Here is a 23,804-nt window from a genome sequence, read left to right as displayed (position 1 = left end):
CGTCACGGTGCCGCCCCTCAGCCGTACGACCGGGATCAGCCGCGGAGCTCCTCGGCGACGAGCTCGGCGATCTGGACCGCGTTCAGGGCCGCGCCCTTGCGCAGGTTGTCGTTCGAGAGGAACAGCGCGAGGCCGTTGTCGACCGTCTCGTCGGAGCGGATGCGGCCCACGTACGAGGCGTCCTTGCCGGCGGCCTGGAGCGGGGTCGGGATCTCCGACAGCTCGACGCCCGGAGCGTCCTTCAGCAGCTCGTAGGCGCGCTCGACGCTGATCGGGCGGTCGAACCGGGCGTTGATCTGGAGGGAGTGGCCGGAGAAGACCGGCACGCGCACGCAGGTGCCCGAGACCTTGAGCTCCGGGATCTCCAGGATCTTGCGGGACTCGTTGCGGAGCTTCTGCTCCTCGTCGGTCTCGAAGGACCCGTCGTCCACGATCGAGCCCGCGAGCGGGACGACGTTGAAGGCGATGGGCCGCTTGTAGACGGCCGGCTCCGGGAAGTCCACCGCGCCGCCGTCGAAGGTCAGCTGGTCGGCGGCCTCGGAGACCGCGCAGGCCTGGCCCTTGAGCTCGGCGACACCGGCCAGGCCCGAGCCCGACACGGCCTGGTAGGTGGTCGCGATCATCGCGGACAGGCCGGCCTCTTCGTGGAGCGGGCGCAGCACCGGCATCGCGGCCATGGTCGTGCAGTTCGGGTTCGCGATGATGCCCTTGGGGCGGTTGCGAACCGCGTGCGGGTTGACCTCGGAGACGACGAGGGGGACCTCGGGGTGGCCGCGCCAGGCGGAGGAGTTGTCGATCACGACGGCGCCCTGCGAGGCGACCTTCTCGGCGAGGACCCTGGAGGTGGCGCCGCCCGCGGAGAAGAGCACGATGTCCAGGCCGGAGTAGTCGGCCGTGGACGCGTCCTCGATGGTGATCTCCCGGCCCTCCCATTCGAGGGTGGAGCCCGCGGAACGGGCCGAGGCGAACAGCCGCAGCTCGTCCACCGGGAACTTCCGCTCGGCGAGGATGCCGCGCATGACTCCGCCGACCTGTCCGGTGGCTCCGACGATTCCGACCCTCACGGTGACTCCTTTGGTACGTACGACGCGGGCGCGCGTGGAACCATCATGCGTTCGACCCCACGAGCCTTGTCCAATCCATTGTCCGAGGAACGGACGGTGTCCGGAATGTGAACCCCGCGACGGCTGTGTGGAGGGGAGTGTCGCACGACCCTGGCAGGCCCGTTTCACCAGGTCGGAGCGGGTTGGCAGCCGATCCGGAATGTCCGGTATCCGGGCGCGGCGGACCGTAGGGGGAACATCCGGCGGCGGGCAACGCGAAGGGGCCGGTGCTCGTCGCGAGCACCGGCCCCTCCTTCAGGCGGTCGCCGTTACGGGTTGACCTTCTCGATCTTCACGTAGCCGGTGCCGGCGGCGGTGCCGCGGGCGTTGAGCAGGTGGACCTGGCCGAACAGTCGCCGGCCTTCGGGGGCCGCGCCGTTGACCTGCACGTTCGCCGAGACGGTCGCGGTGGCGCCGTTGGCGAGGTTCACCGCGGCGCTGTCGTCGACCAGGACGTTGCCCAGGGCGTCCGAGAAGTACACGTCGCGGTAGTCGTACGTGGTGGAGCCGGACGGGATCGCGTAGCCGATCACCTTGACGGTGTAGGTACCTGCGGCCGGGTCGGCCAGGCTCACGGCCTCCTCGGAGTCGCCGTCGGCGGAGGAGCCGACCTTGACGCCGTCCTTGTAGACCTCGAGGTCGAGGTCGGCGGCGGTGTCGGAGACCTTGCCGATCGAGATGTCGAGGCGGGAGACGCCCGCGCCGATCGTGACCTCGCTGGTCTGGGTCTCACCGGTCGCGATGGTCGGCACGGCGACCTTCGCGGAGCCCAGCTGGCCGCCCTGGAGCTTGCCGCCGGAGATGGCCGAAGCCTCGTTCCTGATGGCCCACTGGACCGGCGCCGGGGTGCCCACCTTGACCTCGGCCAGTTCCGCGACCTCGGGGTTGAAGGCCGCGCCGAGCACGGAGACGTCCAGCTTGAACGGGTTGTCGAGCAGCGGCGACGTACGGCGCGACTCGACCTCGATCTCCCAGACGCCCGGCTGCGGGTCGGCGTACGAGCGCAGGTCGGGGCGGCACTTGTTCGCCGGGTTGTCGTAGTTCGGGTAGCACTGGGTCGTCGCGCTGTCCTCGACGCCCACGCCGTACGGGTGGATCGAGATGAAGCGCGTCTGGCTGCCCGCCGCGAGACCGCCGAGGGCGACCTCAAGGGTCTTCGCGCCCGCCGGGACGGTCACGAAGTACGACTTGTGGCTGTTGCGCTGCACGGAGGAGGTGTCCGACAGGGCGAAGGACGGGGTCGCCAGCGGGGTCGCCGCGACGACGGTCGTCAGGATCTGCTTGTCGATGCCCTCGGTGGTCTCGTCGTCCAGCTGCAGGATGCCGCTGTGGACGCCGCCCGACTTGGCGTTGGCCTCGACCTTGATGGTGACGGGCTTGTTCAGCGGCAGGGTGACGTAGTCGTAGCCGCCGATGACCTTGAAGGTGCCGTCGTTGTTGCGCCAGCTCAGGTTGTGCCGGGTGCCGTACTTGACGCCCGTGGTGCGGGTGACGACGACGTTGTAGACCTTCTTCTGGCCGACCTTGAGGCCGCCCTCGCGGTCGTACAGGCCGGTGCCGAAGCCCGGGTTCTTCAGGAACTGGTCGATCGCGGTGTCGACCGGCGCCTTGACCGTGAAGTCGTTGGCCTTCGCGCCGCGCTGGATGGACTCCCACGCGCCGATGACGTTGATGAGGCCCGAGCCCTGGGCGTGCGCCGGGACGTCCTCGATCTTCTTCGCGCTGCTGGTGAGCGCGGTGCGCAGGGACGCCGGGGTCAGCGCGATCTTCTGCTGCTTGGCGGCCGAGATCAGCAGGGCGCTGGCGCCCGCCGCCTGCGGCGAGGACATCGAGGTGCCCTGGAGCATGCCGTAACCGGCCGGCAGGTTGTAGCCGGCCTCCTTCACCGGGGCGCCGGGCAGCCAGGTCTGGATCGTGTTGATCGAGGCGCCGGGGGCGGTGATGGTCGGGGTGAACCCGCCGTCCTCACGCGGACCGCGCGAGGAGAAGGGGAACATGTTGTACTTCTTGGTCACGCCGGAGCCGTAGTTGGCGGCCCAGGTCTCCTTGGAGACGGCGGCACCCACGGAGATGACCTTGTCCGCGAGGCCGGGGTCGCCGATGGTGTTGACACCGGGGCCCTCGTTGCCCGCCGAGATGACGAGCTGGACACCGTAGGTGTCGATGAGGTTCGTGTAGAGCTCGGAGCGCGCGTTGTTGCCGTCGTTCAGCGCCGGGAGGCCGCCGATCGACATGTTGATGATGTCGACGCCGCGGTTGACGACGAGGTCGATCATGCCCTCGGTCAGCGCGATGTTGGTGCAGCCGCCGGACCAGGTGCAGGCGCGCGAGGAGACGATCTTCGCGCCGGGCGCCTCGCCGTTCATCTTGCCGCCGAACAGGCTGTTCGCGGCGGTGATGCCGGCGACGTGCGTGCCGTGCTCGGACTCGATGATGCCGACGTTGACGAAGTCGGCCTTCTTGCCGACCCAGTCACCGCCCAGCGGGTCCATCGGGACGTCCTTGCGGATCTCGATCACGAACGGGATGCGCTCGGCGACGTCGGTCGCCGGGTTGTCCGTGCCGAACCAGCCGATCTGGTAGCCGTCCTTGTACGGCTTCATCGGCTCGTTGTTCGTGAAGTCGCCGTCCTGGTCGGTGTCGACGCGGACGGTGCCGGCGGCGACGTCGTAGAGCATGCCGAACCGGTCGGTGGTGTCCCCGTCCCGGTTGACGTCGCCCTTCATGTCACCGTTGGCGGTGATCGACTCGCTGAAGCGGCTCCACTGGAAGCTGCCCTCCGGGGCCTTCCAGCTCTGGCCGCCCGCGGTGAAGGTGCCGCCGGTGGACGTGACCGGGGTGATCTGGGCGCGCCAGGTGGCGTCGCCGTCGGCGATCGGGTCGGTCGCGGTCACCCAGTCGACGATCTTGCGCTCGCCGGTGGTGGTCTTCTGGAGGGCCGGGTGGCTGACGTCGACGCCCGAGTCCAGGATGCCGATGGTCACGCCGCGGCCGTCGGCCTGCGGGTTCTTCGCGACGAAGTCGACCGCGCCCGTCTCGAAGGACGGGTTGTACGGGTTCTTCGCCGGGGTGTTCTTGTCCGGCGCCGCGTACGTCTCGGCCGCGGTCTTCTTGACCGCGCCCGACTCGCCGTGGGTGTCGGGGCGCGGGTCCGGCAGCTGGATCTCGTGCCGCAGGTCGATGCCGTGCACCGAGGACAGCTTGGCCGCCGCCTTCAGCGCGGCCTCCGCCTTGCCGGTGGGCAGGGTGGCGCGCACGTAGCCGAGCTTGTCGTACGTCCGGCCCACCGAGGCGCCCTGGACGGCGTCGAGCTGGTCGGCCACCTGCTTGGTCTGGCCGGGGGCGGTCGCGACCATGACGGTGACAGTCGCGTCACCCTTGGCCTTCGCCTCCTGGAGCAGCTCTGCGTCGGCCGAACCGATCTTCTGATCGGCGGACTTCACGGCCGGGTTGGTGCCGGGCTTGTCGGCGCCCGAGGCGGCGAAGACGGGCGCGGCGCCGGTGGCCGCGAGAGCGGCGACCAGGCCGGCCGCGGCCGCGACGCGCGCCGCGCGTCTGGCCCCGGGTATGGAGCTGGGGGATTCGAGGGTCATCAGCATCCCTGGTAAGTGAAAGAAACGGTCCGGATTTCGGTGCCGGATGACCGGTCAGCTTTCCTCACGCGACAGCTCTTTGGGGAGCCTTGTCTTGACCGAGACCTGTCATGGCGGACTCTCGCCAGTGCGGGATATCCGCCAGCGAGGCCGTACCGGGGCAGAACTGGATGAACCCAGTGGCTGATGAGTGTATTTGTCGACTTCCCGACTGCATGTCAGGACTGGACCAGGGCTCTGTCAGGGATCGACCGGGGGTCGAGTGTGACAACTTCCGGGGTTTCAGCGCTCGCGCGTGCGCGCGTAGTGGCGGGAGGCTTTGGCCCGGTTTCCGCAGGCGGCCATCGAGCACCAGCGCCGGGTGCCGTTGCGCGAGGTGTCGTGAAAGTGCAGGACGCACGATTCGGAGGCGCACTTGCGGATCCGGTCGGGTGCGTGGCCCAGCAGTTCCAGGTAGTTCCGGGCGGCCGTCCAGGCCGGACCCCAGGTCGGATCGTCGAACTCGGTCCGCTCGCCCGGCCCTTCGGCGGTCAGGGTGGCCCGGATCCGGCCGTGCTCCAGTACCGCGTCGACCAGGGCGCGCGCGCTCGCGTCGGCCGGGTCCGCCGCCGCGCGGGCCAGCGCCTCGCGGGCGGTCAGCAGGTGGACGAGCGTCGCCGCGTCCGCGCGGAAGCGGCCGGCGAGGCCGGTGCTCTCCAGCCAGACCGCGAGCCCTTCGACCCGGGTGAGGCCGGTGGCGCCCGCGAAGAGGTCCAGGGGTTCGCCGTCCGCGATCCAGCGGGTGTTCAGCAGGTCGAGGGCGACCGGCTCTCCGGTCAGGGGTCGTGGATCCGCCGCCGCCATGTCTCCGACCCCTCTCGTACTCCTGCTAACCCCTCAAGGGTACGTGACCGGTTGACGCCCTCCGCTCTAACCCTTAATATCGATTTAGAAGGTTAGAGCCATCCGGTTTAAACAGCCTTGGGGAAGGAACCGCCATGACGTCCGTCATCAGCAAGCTCCGCACCGGCCACGTGGGTCTGAACGTCACCGATCTGGACCGCTCGCTCGCCTTCTACCGGGACGCCCTCGGCTTCCAGGTGCTGGGGGAGGGCAAGGAGGAAGAGCGCCGCTTCGCCTTCATCGGCCAGGACGGAGAACTCGTCCTCACCCTGTGGCAGCAGGCCCGCGGCGCGTTCGCCCCGGCCTCGGCCGGCCTGCACCACCTGGCGCTCTCGGCCGGCGCCATCGAGGAGGTACGGCAGTACGAGGAGCGGCTGCGGTCGCTGGGCGTGGAGTTCGCGTACGAGGGGGTCGTGGCCCACGGCGAAGGGGCGGCTTCCGGCGGCATCTTCTTCCACGACCCCGACGGCACTCGCCTGGAGATCTCCGTACCGACCGGCGCCGAGGGCGCTGAAGCCCCCACATCGGGGGCTCCGACCTGCGGATTCTTCTAATGGGCGGGGCATATCACTGGGGCTCGCTGGCCGTGCAGGAAAAGGTCGGCGTACGGGACCTCGCCGAGCACGTGGGCCGCTCGATCGGCACCGGCATCCGGGACGTCGCCGCGGCCTTCCTGGAGCTCCAGCCCCACCTGGTCGTCGGGGCCGCCGACGGTGCGGGGCGGATGTGGGCCTCGCTGCTCACCGGCGCGCCGGGGTTCGTACGGGCCACCGGGCCGGACCGGATCACGGTCGCCGGCGGACTACCGGCCGGCGACCCGCTCGCGGAGGCGCTCGCCACCGCCGGGACCCGGGTCGGCACCATCGCGCTCGACCCGCGCACCCGGCGCCGGATGCGGCTGAACGGGACCCTCGAAGTCACCGCGCGCGGCTTCGCCGTCCAGGCCGAGCAGGTGTTCGCCAACTGCCCCAAGTACCTGCAGAAGAGGCAGCCGCTGGACCTGGTGGCCGAGGGAGCCGGTGTCGTGCGGCACGGGCGGACCCTCACCCCGGACCAGCAGCGGGCGGTCCGGGCGGCCGACACCTTCTTCGTGGCCACCACGGCGGAGGCGGACGGCGCCGACGCCAGTCACCGGGGCGGGCTGCCGGGCTTCGTGGAGGTGCTCTCGCCGGTGGAGCTGGCCTGGCCGGACTATGCGGGCAACGCCATGTTCCTGACGCTGGGCAACCTGGCGGCCGATCCGCGGGCCGGGCTGCTCTTCCCGGACTGGGAGAGTGGCGCTCTGCTCCAGCTCAGCGGCCGGGCTCGGACCGAGTTCGGGGCCGACGGGGAGCGGCGCGTGCGCTTCCATGTGGAATCGGTGGTGGAGAGCGTGCATCCGGGGCGGCTGCGGTGGAGCGCCCCGGAGTACTCCCCGGCCAATCCGCCGCTGCCGCCTCACCGGGGGAGCACCACCAGATAGGCGGCGGGCTCGCGGTCGCCGGACGCCGTCAGGGCGGTCCGGACGACCGCGGCCTGCTGCTCCGGCCAGTCGCAGAGCTTGCGCGGGGTGATGTGGATGACGGTCACCCCGAGCCGCTCCAGCGTCTCCCGCTTGCGCACGCACTCGGACCACTGCTCGTCCTCGCCCTGACGCGGGGCGCGGGTGTCGATCTCGACGGCGACGGAGTGCTCGGGCCAGTACGCGTCGACCCCGCCGAGGTGCGGGCCGCCGGGCAGCCGCAGGTCCACGTTCCACACGGGCTCGGGCAGGTCGTAGCCCCGTACGAGGTGGTAGAGCCGGTCCTCGGCCATGGCCCGGCCCTCCGCGAGGAGCGACTCGACGGCGTCGACGACGTGCGGGCGGTTCAGTAGCCGGGCCAGCGTCAGCTCCCGTACGACGGCGGCCGGTTCGCAGTGTCCGCCGCGCACGGCCTCGCTGAGCAGACGGCGTACGGTGCCGGCGTCGGAGAGCTGGGCGACGGCGTCGGCCACGGCCCGCGCGGCGGGGGCCACCGGCAGTCCGGTCACCTCCTGGGGGCGCGGCGCGGCGTGCGAGCGGACGATGCGCACGTCCCCGGTGGAGCGCAGCCGCCGGGTGCCGGGCACGAGCACGTCGATGTGGGAGAGGGAGAGCAGCGGGGGCGTGGAGGCGAACCGGTACAGCGCGAGCGCCGCCAGCCCGGTGATCATGGCCTCGCCGCCGCGCCGTCCCGCGTAGAGCAGCGCGGCGTGCAGCCGCTCCTCGCTGGTCGCGGGGCCCGGGTGGAGCAGGAACACCCCGGGCAGGATCTGCTGCCAGGGCCGCCCGGCGGCGTCGGAGGCGGTGACGCCGTGCTCGCGCAGCTGGGCCAGGGTCAGCACGCGGGGGCGGCTGCCGGTGAGGTGGGTGAGGGGGAGGGGTGCGTTGTGGTTCATGACGCGGTGATTCCCTCAGGCCGCGGTCCCGCTAACCCCTGTTACACGCCCGTCGGCAAATCGGGACAAGCCGGGGCTAAAGTACGGGCGTTCGACTGCCGATGGGCTGCGCCGACCGGGGGACCCGGCGCGCCGCCGTTGTCGGGGGCAGTGCCCCCGACAACGGCGCCGCGGGCTACTTGCCGGCTGCCGCGTCGCAGGCCTGGCCGCCCAGCGCCCTGGCCAGGTCGTCCCGGGACTCGAGGACCAGACGGCGCAGCGCGGGGGCCGCGTCCGGGTGGGAGGACAGCCAGGCGTCCGTCGCCGACACGGTGGACCCGGAGTCCTGGAGGGCGGGGTACAGCCCCTTCACCACGTCCATGGCGATCTGGATCGACCGGTCCGCCCACACCCGCTCGATCACCTCGAAGTAGCGCTCCGTGTAGGCCGCCAGCAGACCCCGCTGCGAGGACTGCTGCATACCCGCGATCGTCGCCTCCACCAGCGCGTTCGACAGCGCGTCCGACTCGACGACCGCCGCCCACGCCTGGTCCTTCACGGCCGCCGACGGGCGCGCCGCCAGGCACCGGACCTCGTGCCGCTTGCCCGAAGCCGTGTCGTCCCGCGCCAGTTCGGCGGTGAGCACGCCCTCGTCGACCGCGCCGTGCGCGGTCAGCGGCAGCAGGAAGTCCCAGCGCAGCTCCTGGTCCACCTCCAGCCCGTCGATCCGCGCCGAGCCGTCCAGCAGCCCCAGCAGCAGCTGGAAGTCGCCCTCCGTCGCCGCGCTCGCGGCGAAGAAGCGGGCCCACGTCAGCTGGTGCTCCGACCCCGGCTCCGCAAGCCGCAGCTCGTGCAGCGCGCCCGCCGCCAGCTCCCGGCCGCCCTGCTCGCGCCAGTCCGGCGCCGCGTAGTGCTTGACCGCGCTCAGCGCCTGCGCGTGCAGCATCTGCAGCACGCCGACGTCCGTCTCCCGTCCCGCGTGCGCGAGCAGCAGCGAGACGAAGTCACGCGCGGGCATCAGCCCGTCCCGCGTCAGGTTCCACAGCGCCGACCAGCTCAGCGCCCGGGCGAGGGGGTCCGTGAGGTCGCCCAGGTGCGCCCGCAGCGTGGCCAGCGAGGTCTCGTCGAAGCGGATCTTGCAGTACGTGAGGTCCTCGTCGTTGACCAGGACCAGGTCGGGCCGCTCCTCGCCCGCCAGCTCCGCGACCACGGTCCGCACGCCCGACACGTCCGTCCCGGCCCGCGCGTAGCGGACCAGTGTGCCGTCGGACTCCAGCCGGTACAGGCCGACGGCGACCCGGTGCGGCCGAAGCTCCTCGCCCTCCTGCACCACCGCGAGCTCGGTCACGCGTCCGCCCGCGTCACAGGTCACCACCGGGGTCAGCACGTTCACCCCCGCCGTCTGCAGCCAGGCCCGCGACCACTCGGCCATGTCCCGCCCGGAGACCTCCGCGAGCACCGACAGCAGGTCGTCCAGCGTGGTGTTCCCGTACGCGTTGGCCTTGAAGTAGCGCCGCGCGCCCTCCAGGAACGCCTCCCGCCCCACGTAGGCGACCAGCTGCTTGAGGACCGCCGCGCCCTTGGCGTACGTGATCCCGTCGAAGTTCAGCTTCGCGTCCTCCAGGTCACGGATGTCGGCCGTGATCGGGTGCGTGGACGGCAGCTGGTCGGCGCGGTAGGCCCACGCCTTGCGGCTGTTGGCGAAGGTGACCCACGCCTGGTCGAAGCGGGTCGCCTCGACCAGCCCGAAGGAGCCCATGAAGTCCGCGAAGGACTCCTTGAGCCACAGGTCGTCCCACCACTTCATGGTGACGAGGTCGCCGAACCACATGTGCGCCATCTCGTGCAGGATCACGTTCGCGCGCCGCTCGTACGAGGCCTGCGTGACCTTGCCGCGGAAGATGTACTCCTCCCGGAAGGTCACCATCCCCGGGTTCTCCATCGCGCCCAGGTTGTACTCCGGCACGAAGGCCTGGTCGTACTTGCCGAACGGGTACGGGTAGTCGAACAGCTCGTGGAAGAGGTCGAAGCCCTGCTTGGTGACCAGGAAGACGTCGTCCGCGTCGAAGTGCCTGGCCAGCCCCTTGCGGCACATCGCGCCGAGCGGGATGGTCAGGTCCCCGCGGGTGTAGGTGTCCGTCACGTAGTGGTACGGGCCCGCCACCACGCACGTGATGTACGTCGAGATCGGCTGGGTCTCGGCGAACCGCCAGACCCCGCCCTCCCGGGACTCCTCCGCGCCGTTGCTCCACACCTGCCAGCCCTCGGGCGCGGCCACCTCGAAGCGGTACGGCGCCTTCAGGTCCGGCTGCTCGAAGTTCGCGTACACCCGGCGGGCGTCCGCCGGCTCGTACTGGGTGTAGAGGTAGACCTCGCCGTCTTCCGGGTCCACGAAGCGGTGCATGCCCTCGCCGGTCCGGCTGTACGCGCAGTTCGCGTCCACCACCAGCACGTTCTCGGCGGCCAGGCCGTCCAGGGCGATCCGCGACCCGTCGAAGACGGCGGCCGCGTCCAGCGCGCGCCCGTTGAGGGTCACGGAGTTCACCGAGGGGGCGATCAGGTCCGCGAAGGTGGAGGCGCCGGCCACGGCGGCCCGGAAACGGATGGTGGTCACCGAGCGGAAGGTCCGGGGGCCGTCGGCCGGTTCGGCCTCGTCCACGGCGGACCTGATGTCGAGGACCACCTCGTACCCGTCGACGGACAGCAGTCCGGCACGCTCGCGGGCCTCGTCGCGGGACAGATTCTCTCCGGGCACCTGCACTCCTTCGTGCGTGATCGCGTTCTTGTGAAGAATCCTCGCATGGGGAATGTGTGCGACTCCTGACCGGTTGGGGACGAAAGAAGGCGCGCCGGTGACGCCTTCTTTCAGGTTGAGGACTCAGGACTGAGGAGAGACATGACCGACACCCAGGTGCGCGAGAGGACCCCGGTCGACTTCTGGTTCGACCCGCTCTGTCCTTGGGCCTGGATGACGTCGCGCTGGATGCTGGAGGTCGAGAAGGTCCGCGACGTCGAGGTCCGCTGGCACGTGATGAGCCTGGCCGTCCTCAACGAGAACAAGCTCGACGAGCTGCCCGAGTCCTACCGCGAACTGCTCGGCCCCAAGGGCTGGGCTCCGGTGCGCGTGGTGACAGCGGCTCAGCAGAAGCACGGTGACGAGATCACCGGCAAGCTGTACACCGCGCTCGGCACCCGCATCCACAACGAGGACCTGGGCCCGACCCGCGAGGTCATAGCCGCCGCGCTGGAGGAGGTCGGCCTGCCGGCCGAGCTGCTCGCCTACGCCGATTCCGACGAGTACGACGAGGTGCTGCGCGCCTCCCACAACAACGGCATCGACCGGGTCGGCCAGGAGGTCGGCACCCCGGTGATCTCGGTGCCCGGCTCTGACGGCGACGACGTGGCCTTCTTCGGCCCGGTCGTCACGCCGACCCCGCGCGGCGAGGCGGCCGCCCGGCTGTGGGACGGCACGCTGCTCGTCGCCTCCACCCCGGGCTTCTACGAGATCAAGCGCACCCGCACCAAGGGCCCGTCTTTCGAGTAGGCCCTGCCGGTACACACAGAAGACCCCCGTGAGTCACGTCCTCACGGGGGTCTTCCGTTCGACACGCCCGCACGTGAAGGCTGAGAAGACGATCACGAGGCGGACGGGCTTGTGGTGGCGCGATCAGCCCTTGGCGGGGATCAGCAGCGGGGTGTTCGCCTTGGCGTCGGCGTAGCGCCCGGCCACGTCCTGCCAGTTGACGACGTTCCACATCGCCTCGATGAAGTCCACCTTCTGGTTCTTGTACTGCAGGTAGAAGGCGTGCTCCCAGGCGTCGAAGACCAGGATCGGCGTGCTGGCGACGCCCACGTTGCCCTGGTGGTCGTAGACCTGCTCGACGACCAGGCGGCCGCTGACCGGTTCGTACGCGAGAACGCCCCAGCCGGAGCCCTGCGTCGCGGAGGAGGCGAAGGTGAGCTGCTTCTTGAACTTCGCGAAGGAGCCGAAGGACTCGGTGATCGCGGCCGGAAGCTCGCCCAGGCCGTCCTTCTCGTCGGGGACGCCGCCGCCCTCGCCGGTCTTCGGGCTGGCCATGTTGTGCCAGTAGATGCTGTGCAGGATGTGGCCGGAGAGGTGGAAGGCGAGGTTCTTCTCCAGGCCGTTCAGCGCACCCCAGTTCTCCTTGTCGCGTGCCTCCGCCAGCTGCTCCAGCGTGGTGTTGGCGCCCGCGACGTAAGCCGCGTGGTGCTTGTCGTGGTGCAGCTCGATGATCTGCGGGTTGATCACCGGCTCCAGCGCCGCGTAGTCGTACGGAAGCTCAGGAAGCGTGTAGATGGCCATGCGTGTTATCCGGTCCCCTCGGCGTGCCAACTGCTTATTGCAATCAATGCGCAACTGCACGCTAGCAGTATCTATTCCACCTCACATGTAAGGGATACCTCTGTACAACGCAGGTCGGCCCCGTGCGGACGCACGGGGCCGACCTTTGGCCGAGCGGGTGTCAGCGGGCAGCCGCGGCCCGGCGCTGCATCACGTATCCGGTCACCGCGAGGGCGGCGGTGAGCCCGCCGGTGAAGATCACCTGGACCCGCGTGTCCTCGCCCAGGGCCATCAGGACCAGCACCCCGGCCACCCCGGCCAGCGCCACCCAGGTCAGGTACGGGAAGCCCCACATCCGCACGACCAGCTTCCCGGGGGTCTCGCGCTCCAGCCGGCGGCGCAGCACGAACTGGGAGACGGCGATGAAGCCCCAGACGACGAGGATGACTCCGCCGACCATGTTCAGCAGCCACGCGAACAGGGTGTCCGGGTACCAGTAGGACAGCAGCACGGTGACGAAGCCGAAGCCGGAGGAGGCGAGCACCGCCCGGCGCGGCACACGGCCGGCGAGCTTGCCCAGGGCCTTGGGCCCCTGGCCGCGGGAGACGAGGGAGTAGGCCATGCGCGAGGAGCCGTAGATGTTGGCGTTCATCGCGGAGAGCAGGGCGATCAGGATGACCACGTTCATGATCTGGCCGGCCGCCGGGATGCCCAGCTTGTCCAGGGTGGCGGCGTACGGGCCGTCGGCGGTGACCGCCGGGTCGTTCCACGGGAGCAGCGTGACGATCACGAGCATGGAGCCGACGTAGACGATCGCGATCCGCCACATGGTCGTCTTCACGGCCCTGGCCACGCCCCCCACGGGGTCCTCGGACTCGGCGGCCGCGATGGTCACCGTCTCCAGCCCGCCGTACGCGACGACCGAGGCCAGCAGTCCGACCAGCAGGCCGTCCATCCCGTTGGGGAGGAAGCCGCCGTCGTGGTGCAGCAGGTTCGCGGCGCCGGGGGAGCCGGTACCGGGCAGCAGGCCCAGGACGGCCAGCACGCCCAGGCCCAGGAAGAGCCCGATGGCTCCGATCTTGAGGGCGGAGAACCAGAACTCGAACTCGCCGAAGTTCGATACGGCGGCCAGGTTGGACCCGCAGAAGACCGCCATGAAGACCAGCACCCACATCCAGGAGGGGGTGCCCGGGAACCAGCCGGTCATGATGTTCGCCGCGCCGATGGCCTCGATGGCCACCCCCACGCACAGCAGTGTCCAGAACATCCAGCCGACGGTGAATCCGGCCCAGGGGCCGACCGCCCGCTCCGCGTGAACGGAGAAGGAGCCGGAGGCGGGGTTGGCGGCGGACATCTCGCCGAGCATCCGCATCACGAACATCACGAGCAGCCCGGACGCGGCGTACGCGAGCACGATCGAGGGACCGGCGGCGGCGATGCCGGCGCCGGAGCCGACGAAGAGTCCGGCGCCGATGACACCGCCGAGGGCGATCATCGAGAGGTGGCGCTGCTTGAGTCCGTTGCCGAGGGGTGGTCCGGCGTCGGTCCGCTGTGTTTCCGGGGGTGTCAGGGTGCTGGTGCTGTGACTCATCGAGGGGTGTGCCTGTCCGGTGTGCGGGGAGAGGGGACGAGGTGCCCCACTCTGCCGAGTGTCCGATCACCGGACGTTTTCTGTCCGATATCCGGACGTCGGCTTCACGGTTCGTGATCACGCCCGTACGCTCACGGCGACGCCGCAGACACCGGATCGAGGGGGCCACCGATGGACCGGACCGTGACACCGCTTCCCGACACCGGCCGGGGCGTACTCGTCACCGGCGCCTCCCGGGGCATCGGCCGGGCGATCGCGGCCGCCTTCGCCCGGCAGGGCGACCGGGTCGCCGTGCACTGCTCCGCCCGGCGGGCGGATGCGGAGGAGACCCTCGCCTCGCTGGAGGGGGAGGGCCACGTACTGCTCGCCGCGGACCTCGCCGACCCGGCCGGGGTCGAGGCCCTGGCGGCCGGGGCGGACGAGGCGCTCGGCGGCGTGGACGTCCTGGTCAACAACGCCGCCGTGATGCTCGCCCACCCGCTGCCCGAAACCTCCTACGAGGACTGGCAGCAGGCCTGGCGGCGGACCGCCGAGGTGAACCTCTTCGGCGCCGCCAACCTGACCCACCGCGTCGCCCGCCGCATGATCGACGCGGGACGCGAGGGACGCATCGTCAACGTCGGCTCGCGCGGCGCCTTCCGCGGCGAACCCGACCACCCCGCCTACGGCGCGACCAAGGCCGCGCTGCACGCCCTGGGCCAGTCGCTCGCCGTCTCCCTCGCCCCGCACGGCATCGCCGTCGCTTCCGTGGCCCCCGGATTCGTCGCCACCGAGCGCGTCGCCGGCCGGCTGGAGGGGCCCGAGGGCGCGGACATCCGGGCGCAGAGCCCCTTCGGCCGTGTCGCGGACCCGCGGGAGATCGCCTCCGCCGTGCTCTACCTGGCCTCCCCCGGCGCGGTCTGGAGCTCGGGCACGGTCCTCGACGTCAACGGGGCCTCCTACCTGCGCACCTGACAACGGCCAGGACCCCCGCGCGGCGGCGCGGGGGTCCTGGCCGTCATCGGCCCCGTGGGCCGGGTCCGGTTTCAGGCCCTGCGGGCCCGGATCTCCCGCACCCACGCCACCACGAGGACGAGGGCGGCGGCGCCCGAGGACCACAGCAGCTGCGGCCGGGCCGAGTCGTCGAACAGCATCAGGACCAGCACCGCCGCCATACCCAGCAGCGCCGCCCACGTCGCGTACGGGAACAGCCACATCGGCAGCGTCAGGCGCTCGGGCATGTCCCGCTCGATCACACGGCGCAGCTTGAGCTGCGAGACGGCGATCAGGGCCCACACGAACAGCAGCACCGCGCCGACCGCGTTGAGCATGTAGAGGAAGATCGTGTCCGGCCACAGCAGGTTCAGGACCACCGACACGAAGCCGAAGGCCACCGAGGCGAACACCGCGCGCAGCGGCACCCCGCCGCCCGAGACCTTCAGCAGCGCCCTCGGCGCCTCGCCGCGCTCGGCCAGCGAGAACACCATGCGCGAGGACCCGTACAGGTTCGCGTTCAGCGCCGACAGCAGCGCCACGAACACCACGATGTTCATGATCTGGCCGGCCGCCGGGATGCCGATGGAGTCGAGGACGGCCACGTACGGGCTCATCCCCGGCTTCAGCGAGTCCCACGGCAGCAGGGTCACGATGACCAGCATCGAGCCGACGTAGAAGAAGAGGATGCGCCACACCGCGCTGCGCACGGCGCGGGCCACGGAGCGGGCGGGGTCGTCGGACTCGGCGGCCGCGATGGTGACGACCTCCAGGCCGCCGAAGGCGAAGATGACCGCGAGCATGCCGGCGACGACCCCGGCGATGCCGGCCGGGAAGAAGCCGCCGTGGCCGGTGAGGTTGGCCGTGCCGACCGGGTCGGTGTCCGGGAGCACGCCGAAGATCGCGAGGGTGCCGAGGATCAGGAACAGCACGATCGCGCCGACCTTGAGGGCGGCGAACCAGAACTCGAACTCGCCGAAGTTCCGCACGGCGGTCAGGTTTGCCACGGTGAAGACCACCATGAAGATCAGTACCCAGACCCACTGGTCGACCGAGGGCACCCAGCCGTTCGCGATCTTCGCGGCGCCGGTCGCCTCCACCGCGAGCACCACGACCAGCAGGAACCAGTACAGCCAGCCCGCCGAGAAGCCGGCCCAGCGGCCCAGGGCCTTCTCCGCGTAGACCGAGAAGGAGCCGGACGCGGGCATCGCGGCCGACATCTCGCCGAGCGCGCGCATCACCAGCATCGCGAGCACGCCCGCGAGCAGGTAGGAGCAGATGATCGCCGGACCGGCGATGCCGATGCCGGCGCCGGAGCCGACGAAGAGCCCGGCGCCGATCACGCCGCCGAGGCCCAGCATGGTCAGGTGGCGCTGCTTGAGGCTGTGGCTGAGGGGTTCCGCGGGCAGGTCGCCCGTCAGGGGAGGAGCTTCGGGCAGGCTGTCGCGCATGAGGGGGTGCTCGTACTCTCGTTCGGCCCAGCGGCGGTGGGGACTCCGCATCAGGATTGGCGGGACCCTACAGTCTCACTGAGCGGCGGCCTTCCGTGCAAAACGGACGTGCTGTTGGATCTGCCCCGTGACGCGGATCACGCCGACGAGGGTGTGGGTCGGGGTCTTTGTGTGGTCTCCACCAAACCGGGGAGTATGCCTTTGTGTCGGGCGGCGGTGGGACGGCGTCGGCCCGCGGACTAACGTCGGTGATCGTCCAGTCACCACGATCTTCCGGAGCCCCCGATGAGCACCGCTTCCGTCTCCTTCCGGCCCGGCGCCGTCCTCGCCGATCTGCTGCCCGCGAGCCGCGTCCGCGACCTCGCGCTCGTCGTCGGCGGAGCCGCGCTCACCGGGCTCGCCGCGCAGATCGCCGTGCCGGTCCCCGGCTCCCCGGTCCCGGTCACGGGCCAGACCTTCGCGGCGCTGCTCGTCGGCACCGCGTTCGGTGCCCGCCGCGGCTTCCTCTCGCTCGGCCTGTACGCCCTCCTCGGCGCGGCCGGCGTGCCGTGGTTCGCGGACGGCACCTCCGGGGCGGGCGGCGCCTCCTTCGGCTACGTGCTCGGCATGCTGCTCGCCGCGACCCTCGTCGGAGCCCTCGCGCAGCGCGGCGCCGACCGCTCGGTGGCCCGTACGGCGGCCACGATGGTGCTCGGCTCCGCGGTGATCTACGCGGTGGGCGTGCCGTACCTGATGGCCGCCACCGGCATGTCCCTGAGCGCCGCCGTCGCGGCGGGCCTGACCCCGTTCCTGATCGGCGACGCGCTCAAGGCCGCCCTGGCGATGGGCGCCCTGCCGTCCGCCTGGAAGCTGGCGGGCCGCCGCGGCTGAGCGGTTCGGTTCCCCGACGCGCCGGAGCCCGGCCCGCCTGTGAGGCGGGCCGGGCTCCGGCGTACGTACGCGACCAGGGGTCAGCCCTGCAGCGCGGCCCGCTTGCGGCGGAAGTCCAGCACCACGCCGACGGCCACGACCGCACCGGCGACCAGGGTGGACAGGGTGACCACCTCGCGGTTGGCGTCGTCCACGAACATGTAGCCGATCACGAACATGATCAGTGCGGCGGTGGCCCAGGTCAGCCACGGGAACAGCCACATCTTCACGGTCAGCTTCTCCGGGGCCTCGCGGACCAGGATCCCGCGCATCCGCAGCTGGGTGAAGCAGATCACCAGCCAGACGAAGAGCGCGATGGCACCCGAGGAGTTCAGCAGGAAGTTGAAGACCGTGTCCTTGAAGGCGTAGTTGAAGTAGACGGCGACGAAGCCGAAGACCGTGGAGCCCAGGATCGCGGCCACCGGGACGCCCCGGGAGTTGACCTTGGCGAACGCCTTCGGGGCGTCGCCGCGCTCACCGAGCGAGAAGGCCATGCGGGAGGCGGTGTAGAGACCCGAGTTCAGGCAGGACAGCACGGCGGTCAGGACGATGACCTCCATGATCGTGCCGGCGTGCGCGATGCCGATCGAGTCGAGGGCGGCGACGTACGAGCCCTTCTCGGTGATCGACTTGTCGTTCCACGGGAGCAGCGTCAGCACGATGAAGATCGAGCCGAGGTAGAAGACGCCGATGCGCCAGATGACGGAGTTGGTGGCCTGGGTGACCGCCTTGCGGGGGTTCTCCGACTCGCCGGCGGCGAGGGTGACGATCTCGCTGCCCATGAAGGAAAAGACGACCATCAGCACGCCGGTGAGGACGGCGCCGTAGCCGTTCGGGAAGAAACCGCCGGCGTCGGTCAGGTGGGCGAAGCCCGCACCCGGGTTGTCGGAGCCCGGCAGCACACCGAAGACGGCCAGCATGCCGATGATCACGAAGGCGCCGATGGCGACGACCTTGATGCCCGCGAACCAGAACTCGAACTCACCGTAGGAGGCGACGGAGCCGAGGTTGGTGGCGGTCAGGACCGCCATCACGATCAGGGCCCAGGCCCACTGCGGGACGGCCGGGATCCAGCCTTCGAGGATCGAGGCACCGGCGGTGGCCTCCACGGCCAGGACGACGACCCAGAAGAACCAGTACAGCCAGCCGATGGAGAAGCCGGCCCAGCGGCCGAGCGCGCGGTCGGCGTAGGCGGAGAAGGAGCCCGAGTTCGGGCTGGCGGCGGCCATCTCGCCCAGCATCCGCATCACGAAGACGACCATCGCGCCGACCAGCGCGTAGGAGATCAGGATGGCGGGGCCGGCCTTGGCGATGCCGCCACCGGAGCCGACGAAGAGGCCGGCGCCGATGACACCGCCGATGGCGATCATGGACAGGTGGCGGTTCTTGAGACCGGCCTTCAGACCGTCGGAGGGCTGACCTTCACCGTTGTTTCCGGTGGGGTTGCCTTCCTTCTGAAGGGTCGTCGTGGAGCTCATGGACGGATCCTTAGGTTCTCGGGTTGCGAGCCCCGGCATTCAAACCTGAGATGAACGCAGGGCGGAAGACCCCAATCCGGATCGTTGCGTAGGGACGAACGTCCAGAACCGCGGTCCCCCCTGTCCCATCTGCGTTCTTTGGGTTTACTTGAGCTTTAGAAGTGACTTACGCGACACCCCCTGCGGGCTGCCGGGCCCGTTCGTGCCACACTCGTCCCATGCGCGTGTACCTCGGATCCGACCATGCCGGCTTTGAGCTCAAGAACCACTTGGTGGACTGGCTCAAGAACAACGGCCACGAGCCCGTCGACTGTGGGCCCCACATCTACGACGCGGTGGACGACTACCCGCCGTTCTGCCTCCGCGCCGCGGAGAAGACCGCCGCGGACGCCGACAGCCTCGGCATCGTGATCGGCGGCTCCGGCAACGGCGAGCAGATCGCCGCGAACAAGGTCAAGGGCGTCCGCGCCATCCTCGCCTGGAGCGTCGACACCGCGAAGCTCGGCCGTGAGCACAACAACGCCAACGTGATCTCCGTCGGCGGCCGGATGCACACGCAGGACGAGGCCGTCAGCTTCATCGAGGCCTTCCTGGCGACCCCGTACTCCGACGAGGAGCGCCACACGCGCCGCATCGAGATGCTCTCCGCCTACGAGCAGACCGGCGAGCTGCCCCCGATCCCGGCCCACCACCCGCAGGGCTGATCTTCCGCTTCGCCGTGCCGCCGGAGTCCCCGGCGGCACGGCCGTTTCCAGACGTAGGAGCAGTGCCGTGCCCGAGGGGCATACGATCCACCGCCTCGCCCAGGACCACACCGAGCGGTTCGCCGCCCGCCCGGTCCGGGTCAGCAGCCCGCAGGGCCGCTTCGAGGAGAGCGCGGCCCTGCTCGACGGGCGCGAGCTGGAGAGCGCGGAGGCGCACGGCAAGCACCTCTTCCTGGAGCTGGGCGACGCCTGGATCCACATCCACCTCGGCCTCTTCGGCAAGCTCGGCTTCGGCCCCGCCCCGGCGCCGCCCGCGACCGACACGGTCCGGCTGCGCCTGCTGAACGAGGAGCACTACGCCGACCTGCGCGGGCCCACCGCCTGCGCGCTGATCGGCGAGGGCGAGAAGAAGGCGATACACGACCGGCTCGGCCCCGACCCGCTGCGGCCCGCCGACGACCCGGACCGGGCCTGGAAGCGGATCTCCCGCTCCCGCACCACGATCGCGGCCCTGCTGATGGACCAGAAGATCGTCGCGGGCGTCGGCAACGTCTACCGCGCCGAGGTCCTCTTCCGGCACGGCATCGACCCGTACCGCCTGGGCAAGGACCTCACGCGCGCCGAGTGGGACGCCATGTGGGCGGACCTCGCCGCGCTCATGCGCGAGGGCGTGCGGAACAACCGGATCGACACCGTCCGCGACGAGCACCTGCCCGAGGCCATGGGCCGCCCGCCGCGGGTGGACGACCACGGCGGCGAGGTGTACGTCTACCGGAGGGCGAACATGCCCTGCCACATCTGCGGGGGCGAGGTCCGCACCGCCGGTCTCGCCGCCCGCAACCTCTTCTGGTGCCCGGGCTGCCAGTCCCGCTAGAAGCCGTGCGGGAGCCAGGGGGCCACGTCCCCCGCGAAGGCCCGCGAGGCCTCGGCCAGGGCGCCCCCGCGCAGCTCGCGCACCAGGCCCGCCGCCGCCAGTGAGGTGAGGGTGATCCCGCCGAGGTACGCCGATCCCAGCTCCCGGACCGACAGCGCCAGCTCCGCCGGCTCCTCGGTCCGCGTGCAGGAGGCGGCGCCCTTCCCGTCGGCGGTCAGCCGCCACCGGCCCCCGTTCCACGGGCAGAACGCGTCCTCGAGGTCCAGGACCACGTCCGCCGGGGCCCCGTACGTCCGCGCCTCCAGCGCGGCCGGCAGGTCGACGAGCCGTACGTGCAGCGAGTCCCGCAGACGCGTCCGCGACCGCCGGACGTCGCTGACCAGGTGCAGCAGCGGGTCGTCGAGCGGCCGGGACTTCGCCCGTACCGCCCACGTCAGGTCGATCTCGAAGAGGTAGCGCCACAGCGCCGCGTACGCAGCCGGGACCAGCGCGTCGAGGTCGGCGACCTCGACCTTGCCGTCCGAGCCGGTGTGGTCCCAGTCGGGCTTGACCCGGTAGCGGGCGTACCCCACCACCTCGCCGTCCTCCCCTTCCGCCACCACGCACTTGAGTGCCGACCCGCCGCCGCGCAGCGCGGGCCCGTCCAGCAGTGCGTGCCGCTCCCAGCCCGGCTGCCGGGCCGGCATCCCGGGGCGCAGGGGGACCAGCGCCGCGTAGACCCGCTCGCAGTCGGCCAGCGCGCCCTCCGGGTCGACCAGGCGCAGCCGCACCTCGTCCGTCCCCGGCGGCACGGTGAGCCGTACCCGCGTCGTGTCGATGTCCACGCCCAGGGCGTACGTCGCCGTGCCGTAGCCGAAGCGCCCGTAGATCGCCGGATCCGAGGCCGTCAGCACGGCGAGCGGTTCGCCACCCGCCCGGATGTCGTCCAGCTGCCGGCGCATCAGGGACCTGAGCACCCCGCGCCGCCGGTGGGTGGGGGAGACGCCCACCGTCGTCACGCCGGCCGCCGGGACGATCGCCCCGCCCGGCACGGAGAGGCGGAAAGCGAAGGATCCGGCCGAGCCCACGCACGTGGCGCCGTCCCAGACACCAAGCGAACGTTCCGTCTCCGTCAGCGACTTGTACAGCGGTCGCTCCTGCGGGGAATCGGGCACACCGCCGAAGGCCAGTTCCAGGTGGTCGTACCAGACATCCCACTCATCGGCCTGTAATACGCGCATCTCAAGAGCCATACGCTCATCCCTATCAGGGCATTCCGTTGCAGTCGACCTGTTTTCGGGCGCCGTCGGACCTCAGGTCCAGGGGTACCCCTGCGCATCCACAGCCGGGATGGATAAGGTCCCGAAGCAATGGCCGGAGCACGCGTGGAATCCCTCATGGCCCGGATGCGCATGCTGTCGCGCCGGGCGCGCACCGCCCTGCGCAAATCAGCCGTCGACTACTTCCGCGGCGACGCCTCGGACTGGCTCGCCTTCGCCGGCCTGCTGGCCACCGTCCCCGCCATCGCCTGCGGCACCCTGATGCTGCCCGTCTGGTTCTCGCCGTCGGCGCTCGTCCTGCCGATCGTGGCCGGCGGCCTGCTGCTGCGCCCCGCCAGCCTCCTCGCGCTGTACGCCGCCTCCGCGGCCGCGCTGATCGTCGAGGCCCTGGTGCTCGGCCCCTACACCCAGGGCCCGGCGCGGGTCACCCCCGGTACCGTCCTCGTCGTCGCGGCCTGCGGCTTCTTCGGGCTGGTCATCGCCCAGTTCCGCAGCCGGGTCGGCGTGCCCTGGCGGCGCGGCGGCACCATGCTCTTCGACCTGCGCGAACGGATCCGCGTCCAGAGCAAGCTGCCCGCCCTGCCCCGCGGCTGGCACCGCGAGATGGCGCTGCGCCCGGCCGGCGGCCAGTCGTTCTCCGGTGACTTCGTCGTCGCGGCACGCACCAACGGCGGCCGGACCCTGGAGATCGTCCTGACCGACGTCTCCGGCAAAGGAATGGAGGCGGGCTCCCGGGCCCTGCTGCTGTCCGGCGCCTTCGGCGGCCTGCTCGGCGCGCTGCCACCGCACGGCTTCCTGCCCGCCGCCAACGGCTACCTGCTCCGCCAGGACTGGGACGAGGGCTTCGCCACCTCCATCCACCTCGTCCTGGACCTGGCGACCGGCGACTACGAACTCCTCTCCGCCGGCCACCTCCCCGCCCTCCAGCTCTCCGCGGGCACCGGCCGCTGGCAGGAGAAGACCGGTGAGGGCCCGCTGCTCGGCGTCTACGACGGCGCCGAGTTCACCCCCGCCCGCGGGAACCTCCGCCGCGGCGACGTCCTGATGCTCTTCACCGACGGCCTGGTCGAGACGGCCGACCGCGACATCAGCGAGGGCATGGACCGCCTCACCGGCGAAGCCGACCGCTACGTCGCCGCCGGCTGGGAGGGCGCCGCCTGGCACCTGATCGAAAAGGTCGCCAAGGACGTCAACGACGACCGCGCGCTGCTGCTGATCCGCCGCTCCCCCTGACCGGGGTGGGGTTTGCCCCACCCCCGTTCCGCCGGGCGCCGTCATGGCCGCCGCCCCGCCATGATCCGTAGCGTCGGCACCACGAACAGCGACGTCACGGAAGGCTGCACACCATGGGGATCCGGCGAACCAAGCGGCGGCACGACGAGACGGCCGAGGGGCCCGGCACCTCGGCCGCCGTGGAGCTGCGCGGCGTACGGCGCCAGTACGGGAACGGGGCCGGCGCCGTGCACGCGCTGCGCGGGATCGACCTGAGCCTGCCGCGCGGCAGCTTCACCGCCGTGATGGGCCCCTCCGGCTCCGGCAAGTCCACCTTCCTCCAGTGCGCCGCAGGACTCGACGTGCGCACCGAGGGCTCCGTCCGCCTCGGCGGAACCGAGATCACCGGCATGGACGAGAACGAGCTCACCGAACTGCGCCGCAGCCGCCTCGGCTTCGTCTTCCAGGCCTTCAACCTGCTGCCCTCCCTCACCGTCGAACAGAACGTGCTGCTCCCGACGCGGCTCGCCACAGGCCGCTCCACCGGCCACGACCGGGACCGGGCGGCCGACCTGCTCACCCGCGTCGGCCTGGAGGGCAAGGGCCGGCGCCGCCCCGCAGAGCTCTCCGGCGGCCAGCAGCAGCGTGTCGCCATCGCCCGCGCCCTCGTCACCCGCCCCGACGTGGTCTTCGCCGACGAACCCACCGGCGCCCTCGACACCACCACCGCGGCCGAGGTGCTCGGACTGCTCCGGACCGCCGTCGACTCCCTGCGCGCCACCGTCGTGATGGTCACCCACGACCCGGTCGCCGCGGCCCACGCCGACCAGGTGCTCTTCCTCGCCGACGGCCTGATCGCGGACCGGCTGGCGCACGGCTCCGCCGCTGCCATCGCCGCCCGGATGACGGCGCTCACCGCCCGCCCGGCCCCGGCGCACGCCGGAGCGGCGGCCTGACCCGGCCTGCGCCGGCCGTTGGGGACGGGCCGGTCAGGGCGGGCGGTCAGCGCGGGCGGTCAGGGGCGGCCGGTCAGGGGCGGGCGGTCAGGGGCGGGCCAATCACCCCGGATTGGCCCGCCCCCGCCACCCCGGCTGCGC

At 71.2% G+C, this 23,804-nt stretch carries 19 protein-coding genes; 9 read left to right on the top strand and 10 right to left on the bottom strand.

Annotated elements, in window-relative coordinates; translation table 11 throughout:
• Nucleotides 1-35: 35 nt before the first annotated feature.
• From OG737_RS09420 to OG737_RS09410, 3 genes are all read right to left on the bottom strand, one after another.
• The gene (locus tag OG737_RS09420; RefSeq protein ID WP_328925750.1) at nt 36-1,064 is read right to left on the bottom strand and encodes an aspartate-semialdehyde dehydrogenase; all 1,029 of its coding nucleotides are present in this window, start codon (nt 1,062-1,064) and stop codon (nt 36-38) included.
• A 308-nt stretch (nt 1,065-1,372) separates the two neighbouring features.
• On the bottom strand, nt 1,373-4,696 hold the full coding sequence (locus OG737_RS09415; RefSeq protein WP_328925749.1) for a S8 family serine peptidase: 3,324 nt from the start codon (nt 4,694-4,696) through the stop codon (nt 1,373-1,375).
• A 282-nt stretch (nt 4,697-4,978) separates the two neighbouring features.
• A complete protein-coding gene (locus tag OG737_RS09410) occupies nt 4,979-5,539 on the bottom strand; it encodes a CGNR zinc finger domain-containing protein (protein WP_405679938.1) in 561 nt (186 codons plus the stop codon).
• Between the two features lie 134 nt (nt 5,540-5,673).
• Here OG737_RS09410 and OG737_RS09405 point away from each other — a divergent pair, with 134 nt between their 5' ends.
• Together OG737_RS09405 and OG737_RS09400 are read left to right on the top strand one after the other, a co-directional pair.
• Nucleotides 5,674-6,132, top strand: coding sequence for a VOC family protein (locus OG737_RS09405; RefSeq protein WP_328925747.1), 459 nt, complete (start codon nt 5,674-5,676; stop codon nt 6,130-6,132).
• The gene (locus OG737_RS09400) at nt 6,132-7,040 is read left to right on the top strand and encodes a pyridoxamine 5'-phosphate oxidase family protein (protein WP_405921403.1); all 909 of its coding nucleotides are present in this window, start codon (nt 6,132-6,134) and stop codon (nt 7,038-7,040) included. The genes OG737_RS09405 and OG737_RS09400 overlap by 1 nt, the downstream gene beginning before the upstream one ends.
• On the opposite strand, the gene OG737_RS09395 is transcribed toward OG737_RS09400, so the two are convergent.
• Both OG737_RS09395 and pepN read right to left on the bottom strand, forming a co-directional pair.
• Nucleotides 7,016-7,975, bottom strand: a complete 960-nt coding sequence (locus OG737_RS09395) for a hypothetical protein (protein ID WP_328925745.1) — start codon at nt 7,973-7,975, stop codon at nt 7,016-7,018. The genes OG737_RS09400 and OG737_RS09395 overlap by 25 nt on opposite strands.
• A gap of 175 nt (nt 7,976-8,150) precedes the next feature.
• Nucleotides 8,151-10,709, bottom strand: a complete 2,559-nt coding sequence (gene pepN, locus OG737_RS09390) for an aminopeptidase N (protein WP_328925744.1) — start codon at nt 10,707-10,709, stop codon at nt 8,151-8,153.
• Nucleotides 10,710-10,850: 141 nt separating this feature from the next.
• Here pepN and OG737_RS09385 point away from each other — a divergent pair, with 141 nt between their 5' ends.
• Nucleotides 10,851-11,498, top strand: coding sequence for a DsbA family protein (locus tag OG737_RS09385; RefSeq protein ID WP_328925743.1), 648 nt, complete (start codon nt 10,851-10,853; stop codon nt 11,496-11,498).
• A gap of 123 nt (nt 11,499-11,621) precedes the next feature.
• On the opposite strand, the gene OG737_RS09380 is transcribed toward OG737_RS09385, so the two are convergent.
• Both OG737_RS09380 and OG737_RS09375 read right to left on the bottom strand, forming a co-directional pair.
• Entirely contained in the window at nt 11,622-12,278 is a 657-nt protein-coding gene (locus OG737_RS09380) for a superoxide dismutase (protein ID WP_328925742.1), read from the bottom strand.
• A 160-nt stretch (nt 12,279-12,438) separates the two neighbouring features.
• A complete protein-coding gene (locus OG737_RS09375) occupies nt 12,439-13,848 on the bottom strand; it encodes an amino acid permease (protein WP_405679941.1) in 1,410 nt (469 codons plus the stop codon).
• Between the two features lie 171 nt (nt 13,849-14,019).
• On the opposite strand from OG737_RS09375, the gene OG737_RS09370 reads away from it, so the two are divergent.
• A complete protein-coding gene (locus OG737_RS09370) occupies nt 14,020-14,802 on the top strand; it encodes an SDR family oxidoreductase (RefSeq protein WP_328925740.1) in 783 nt (260 codons plus the stop codon).
• A 71-nt stretch (nt 14,803-14,873) separates the two neighbouring features.
• Here OG737_RS09370 and OG737_RS09365 read toward each other — a convergent pair whose 3' ends face one another.
• On the bottom strand, nt 14,874-16,271 hold the full coding sequence (locus OG737_RS09365) for an amino acid permease (protein ID WP_405679942.1): 1,398 nt from the start codon (nt 16,269-16,271) through the stop codon (nt 14,874-14,876).
• 285 nt (nt 16,272-16,556) lie between these two features.
• On the opposite strand from OG737_RS09365, the gene OG737_RS09360 reads away from it, so the two are divergent.
• Nucleotides 16,557-17,141 carry a biotin transporter BioY gene (locus tag OG737_RS09360; RefSeq protein WP_328925738.1) on the top strand — a complete coding sequence of 195 codons (585 nt, stop codon included), beginning with the start codon at nt 16,557-16,559 and terminating at the stop codon, nt 17,139-17,141.
• A gap of 80 nt (nt 17,142-17,221) precedes the next feature.
• On the opposite strand, the gene OG737_RS09355 is transcribed toward OG737_RS09360, so the two are convergent.
• The gene (locus tag OG737_RS09355) at nt 17,222-18,658 is read right to left on the bottom strand and encodes an amino acid permease (RefSeq protein ID WP_328925737.1); all 1,437 of its coding nucleotides are present in this window, start codon (nt 18,656-18,658) and stop codon (nt 17,222-17,224) included.
• A 218-nt stretch (nt 18,659-18,876) separates the two neighbouring features.
• Between OG737_RS09355 and OG737_RS09350 the strand changes: the two genes are divergently transcribed.
• Complete coding sequence (locus tag OG737_RS09350) at nt 18,877-19,362, top strand: ribose-5-phosphate isomerase (protein WP_328925736.1); 486 nt, start codon at nt 18,877-18,879, stop codon at nt 19,360-19,362.
• A 67-nt stretch (nt 19,363-19,429) separates the two neighbouring features.
• Nucleotides 19,430-20,236 carry a DNA-formamidopyrimidine glycosylase family protein gene (locus OG737_RS09345; RefSeq protein ID WP_328925735.1) on the top strand — a complete coding sequence of 269 codons (807 nt, stop codon included), beginning with the start codon at nt 19,430-19,432 and terminating at the stop codon, nt 20,234-20,236.
• Here the strand turns inward: OG737_RS09345 and OG737_RS09340 are convergent.
• Nucleotides 20,233-21,468 carry a GNAT family N-acetyltransferase gene (locus tag OG737_RS09340; RefSeq protein ID WP_405679943.1) on the bottom strand — a complete coding sequence of 412 codons (1,236 nt, stop codon included), beginning with the start codon at nt 21,466-21,468 and terminating at the stop codon, nt 20,233-20,235. The two genes, OG737_RS09345 and OG737_RS09340, sit on opposite strands and share 4 nt — an antisense overlap.
• Before the next feature lie 117 nt (nt 21,469-21,585).
• Between OG737_RS09340 and OG737_RS09335 the strand changes: the two genes are divergently transcribed.
• Entirely contained in the window at nt 21,586-22,728 is a 1,143-nt protein-coding gene (locus OG737_RS09335) for a PP2C family protein-serine/threonine phosphatase (RefSeq protein ID WP_328925733.1), read from the top strand.
• 113 nt (nt 22,729-22,841) lie between these two features.
• Nucleotides 22,842-23,663: an ABC transporter ATP-binding protein gene (locus OG737_RS09330; RefSeq protein ID WP_405921402.1), complete on the top strand. Its 822-nt coding sequence runs from the start codon at nt 22,842-22,844 to the stop codon at nt 23,661-23,663.
• Nucleotides 23,664-23,804: the final 141 nt, after the last annotated feature.

Origin of the sequence: Streptomyces sp. NBC_00122, from assembly GCF_045160845.1 — a bacterium.
GTDB lineage: Bacteria > Actinomycetota > Actinomycetes > Streptomycetales > Streptomycetaceae > Streptomyces.
Note: the sequence above shows the minus strand (reverse complement) of the source record. Positions and strands in the feature narration are given on the sequence as shown.

Coding starts and splice junctions, on each gene's coding strand:
- OG737_RS09340 (WP_405679943.1), bottom strand. CDS start 21,468: ATGGCTCTTGAGATGCGCGTATTACAGGCCGATGAGTGGGATGTCTGG.
- OG737_RS09330 (WP_405921402.1), top strand. CDS start 22,842: ATGGGGATCCGGCGAACCAAGCGGCGGCACGACGAGACGGCCGAGGGG.
- OG737_RS09395 (WP_328925745.1), bottom strand. CDS start 7,975: ATGAACCACAACGCACCCCTCCCCCTCACCCACCTCACCGGCAGCCGC.
- OG737_RS09370 (WP_328925740.1), top strand. CDS start 14,020: ATGGACCGGACCGTGACACCGCTTCCCGACACCGGCCGGGGCGTACTC.
- OG737_RS09335 (WP_328925733.1), top strand. CDS start 21,586: ATGGCCGGAGCACGCGTGGAATCCCTCATGGCCCGGATGCGCATGCTG.
- OG737_RS09375 (WP_405679941.1), bottom strand. CDS start 13,848: ATGAGTCACAGCACCAGCACCCTGACACCCCCGGAAACACAGCGGACC.
- OG737_RS09360 (WP_328925738.1), top strand. CDS start 16,557: ATGAGCACCGCTTCCGTCTCCTTCCGGCCCGGCGCCGTCCTCGCCGAT.
- OG737_RS09400 (WP_405921403.1), top strand. CDS start 6,132: ATGGGCGGGGCATATCACTGGGGCTCGCTGGCCGTGCAGGAAAAGGTC.
- OG737_RS09380 (WP_328925742.1), bottom strand. CDS start 12,278: ATGGCCATCTACACGCTTCCTGAGCTTCCGTACGACTACGCGGCGCTG.
- OG737_RS09355 (WP_328925737.1), bottom strand. CDS start 18,658: ATGAGCTCCACGACGACCCTTCAGAAGGAAGGCAACCCCACCGGAAAC.
- OG737_RS09415 (WP_328925749.1), bottom strand. CDS start 4,696: ATGACCCTCGAATCCCCCAGCTCCATACCCGGGGCCAGACGCGCGGCG.
- OG737_RS09410 (WP_405679938.1), bottom strand. CDS start 5,539: ATGGCGGCGGCGGATCCACGACCCCTGACCGGAGAGCCGGTCGCCCTC.
- OG737_RS09365 (WP_405679942.1), bottom strand. CDS start 16,271: ATGCGCGACAGCCTGCCCGAAGCTCCTCCCCTGACGGGCGACCTGCCC.
- OG737_RS09405 (WP_328925747.1), top strand. CDS start 5,674: ATGACGTCCGTCATCAGCAAGCTCCGCACCGGCCACGTGGGTCTGAAC.
- OG737_RS09385 (WP_328925743.1), top strand. CDS start 10,851: ATGACCGACACCCAGGTGCGCGAGAGGACCCCGGTCGACTTCTGGTTC.
- OG737_RS09350 (WP_328925736.1), top strand. CDS start 18,877: ATGCGCGTGTACCTCGGATCCGACCATGCCGGCTTTGAGCTCAAGAAC.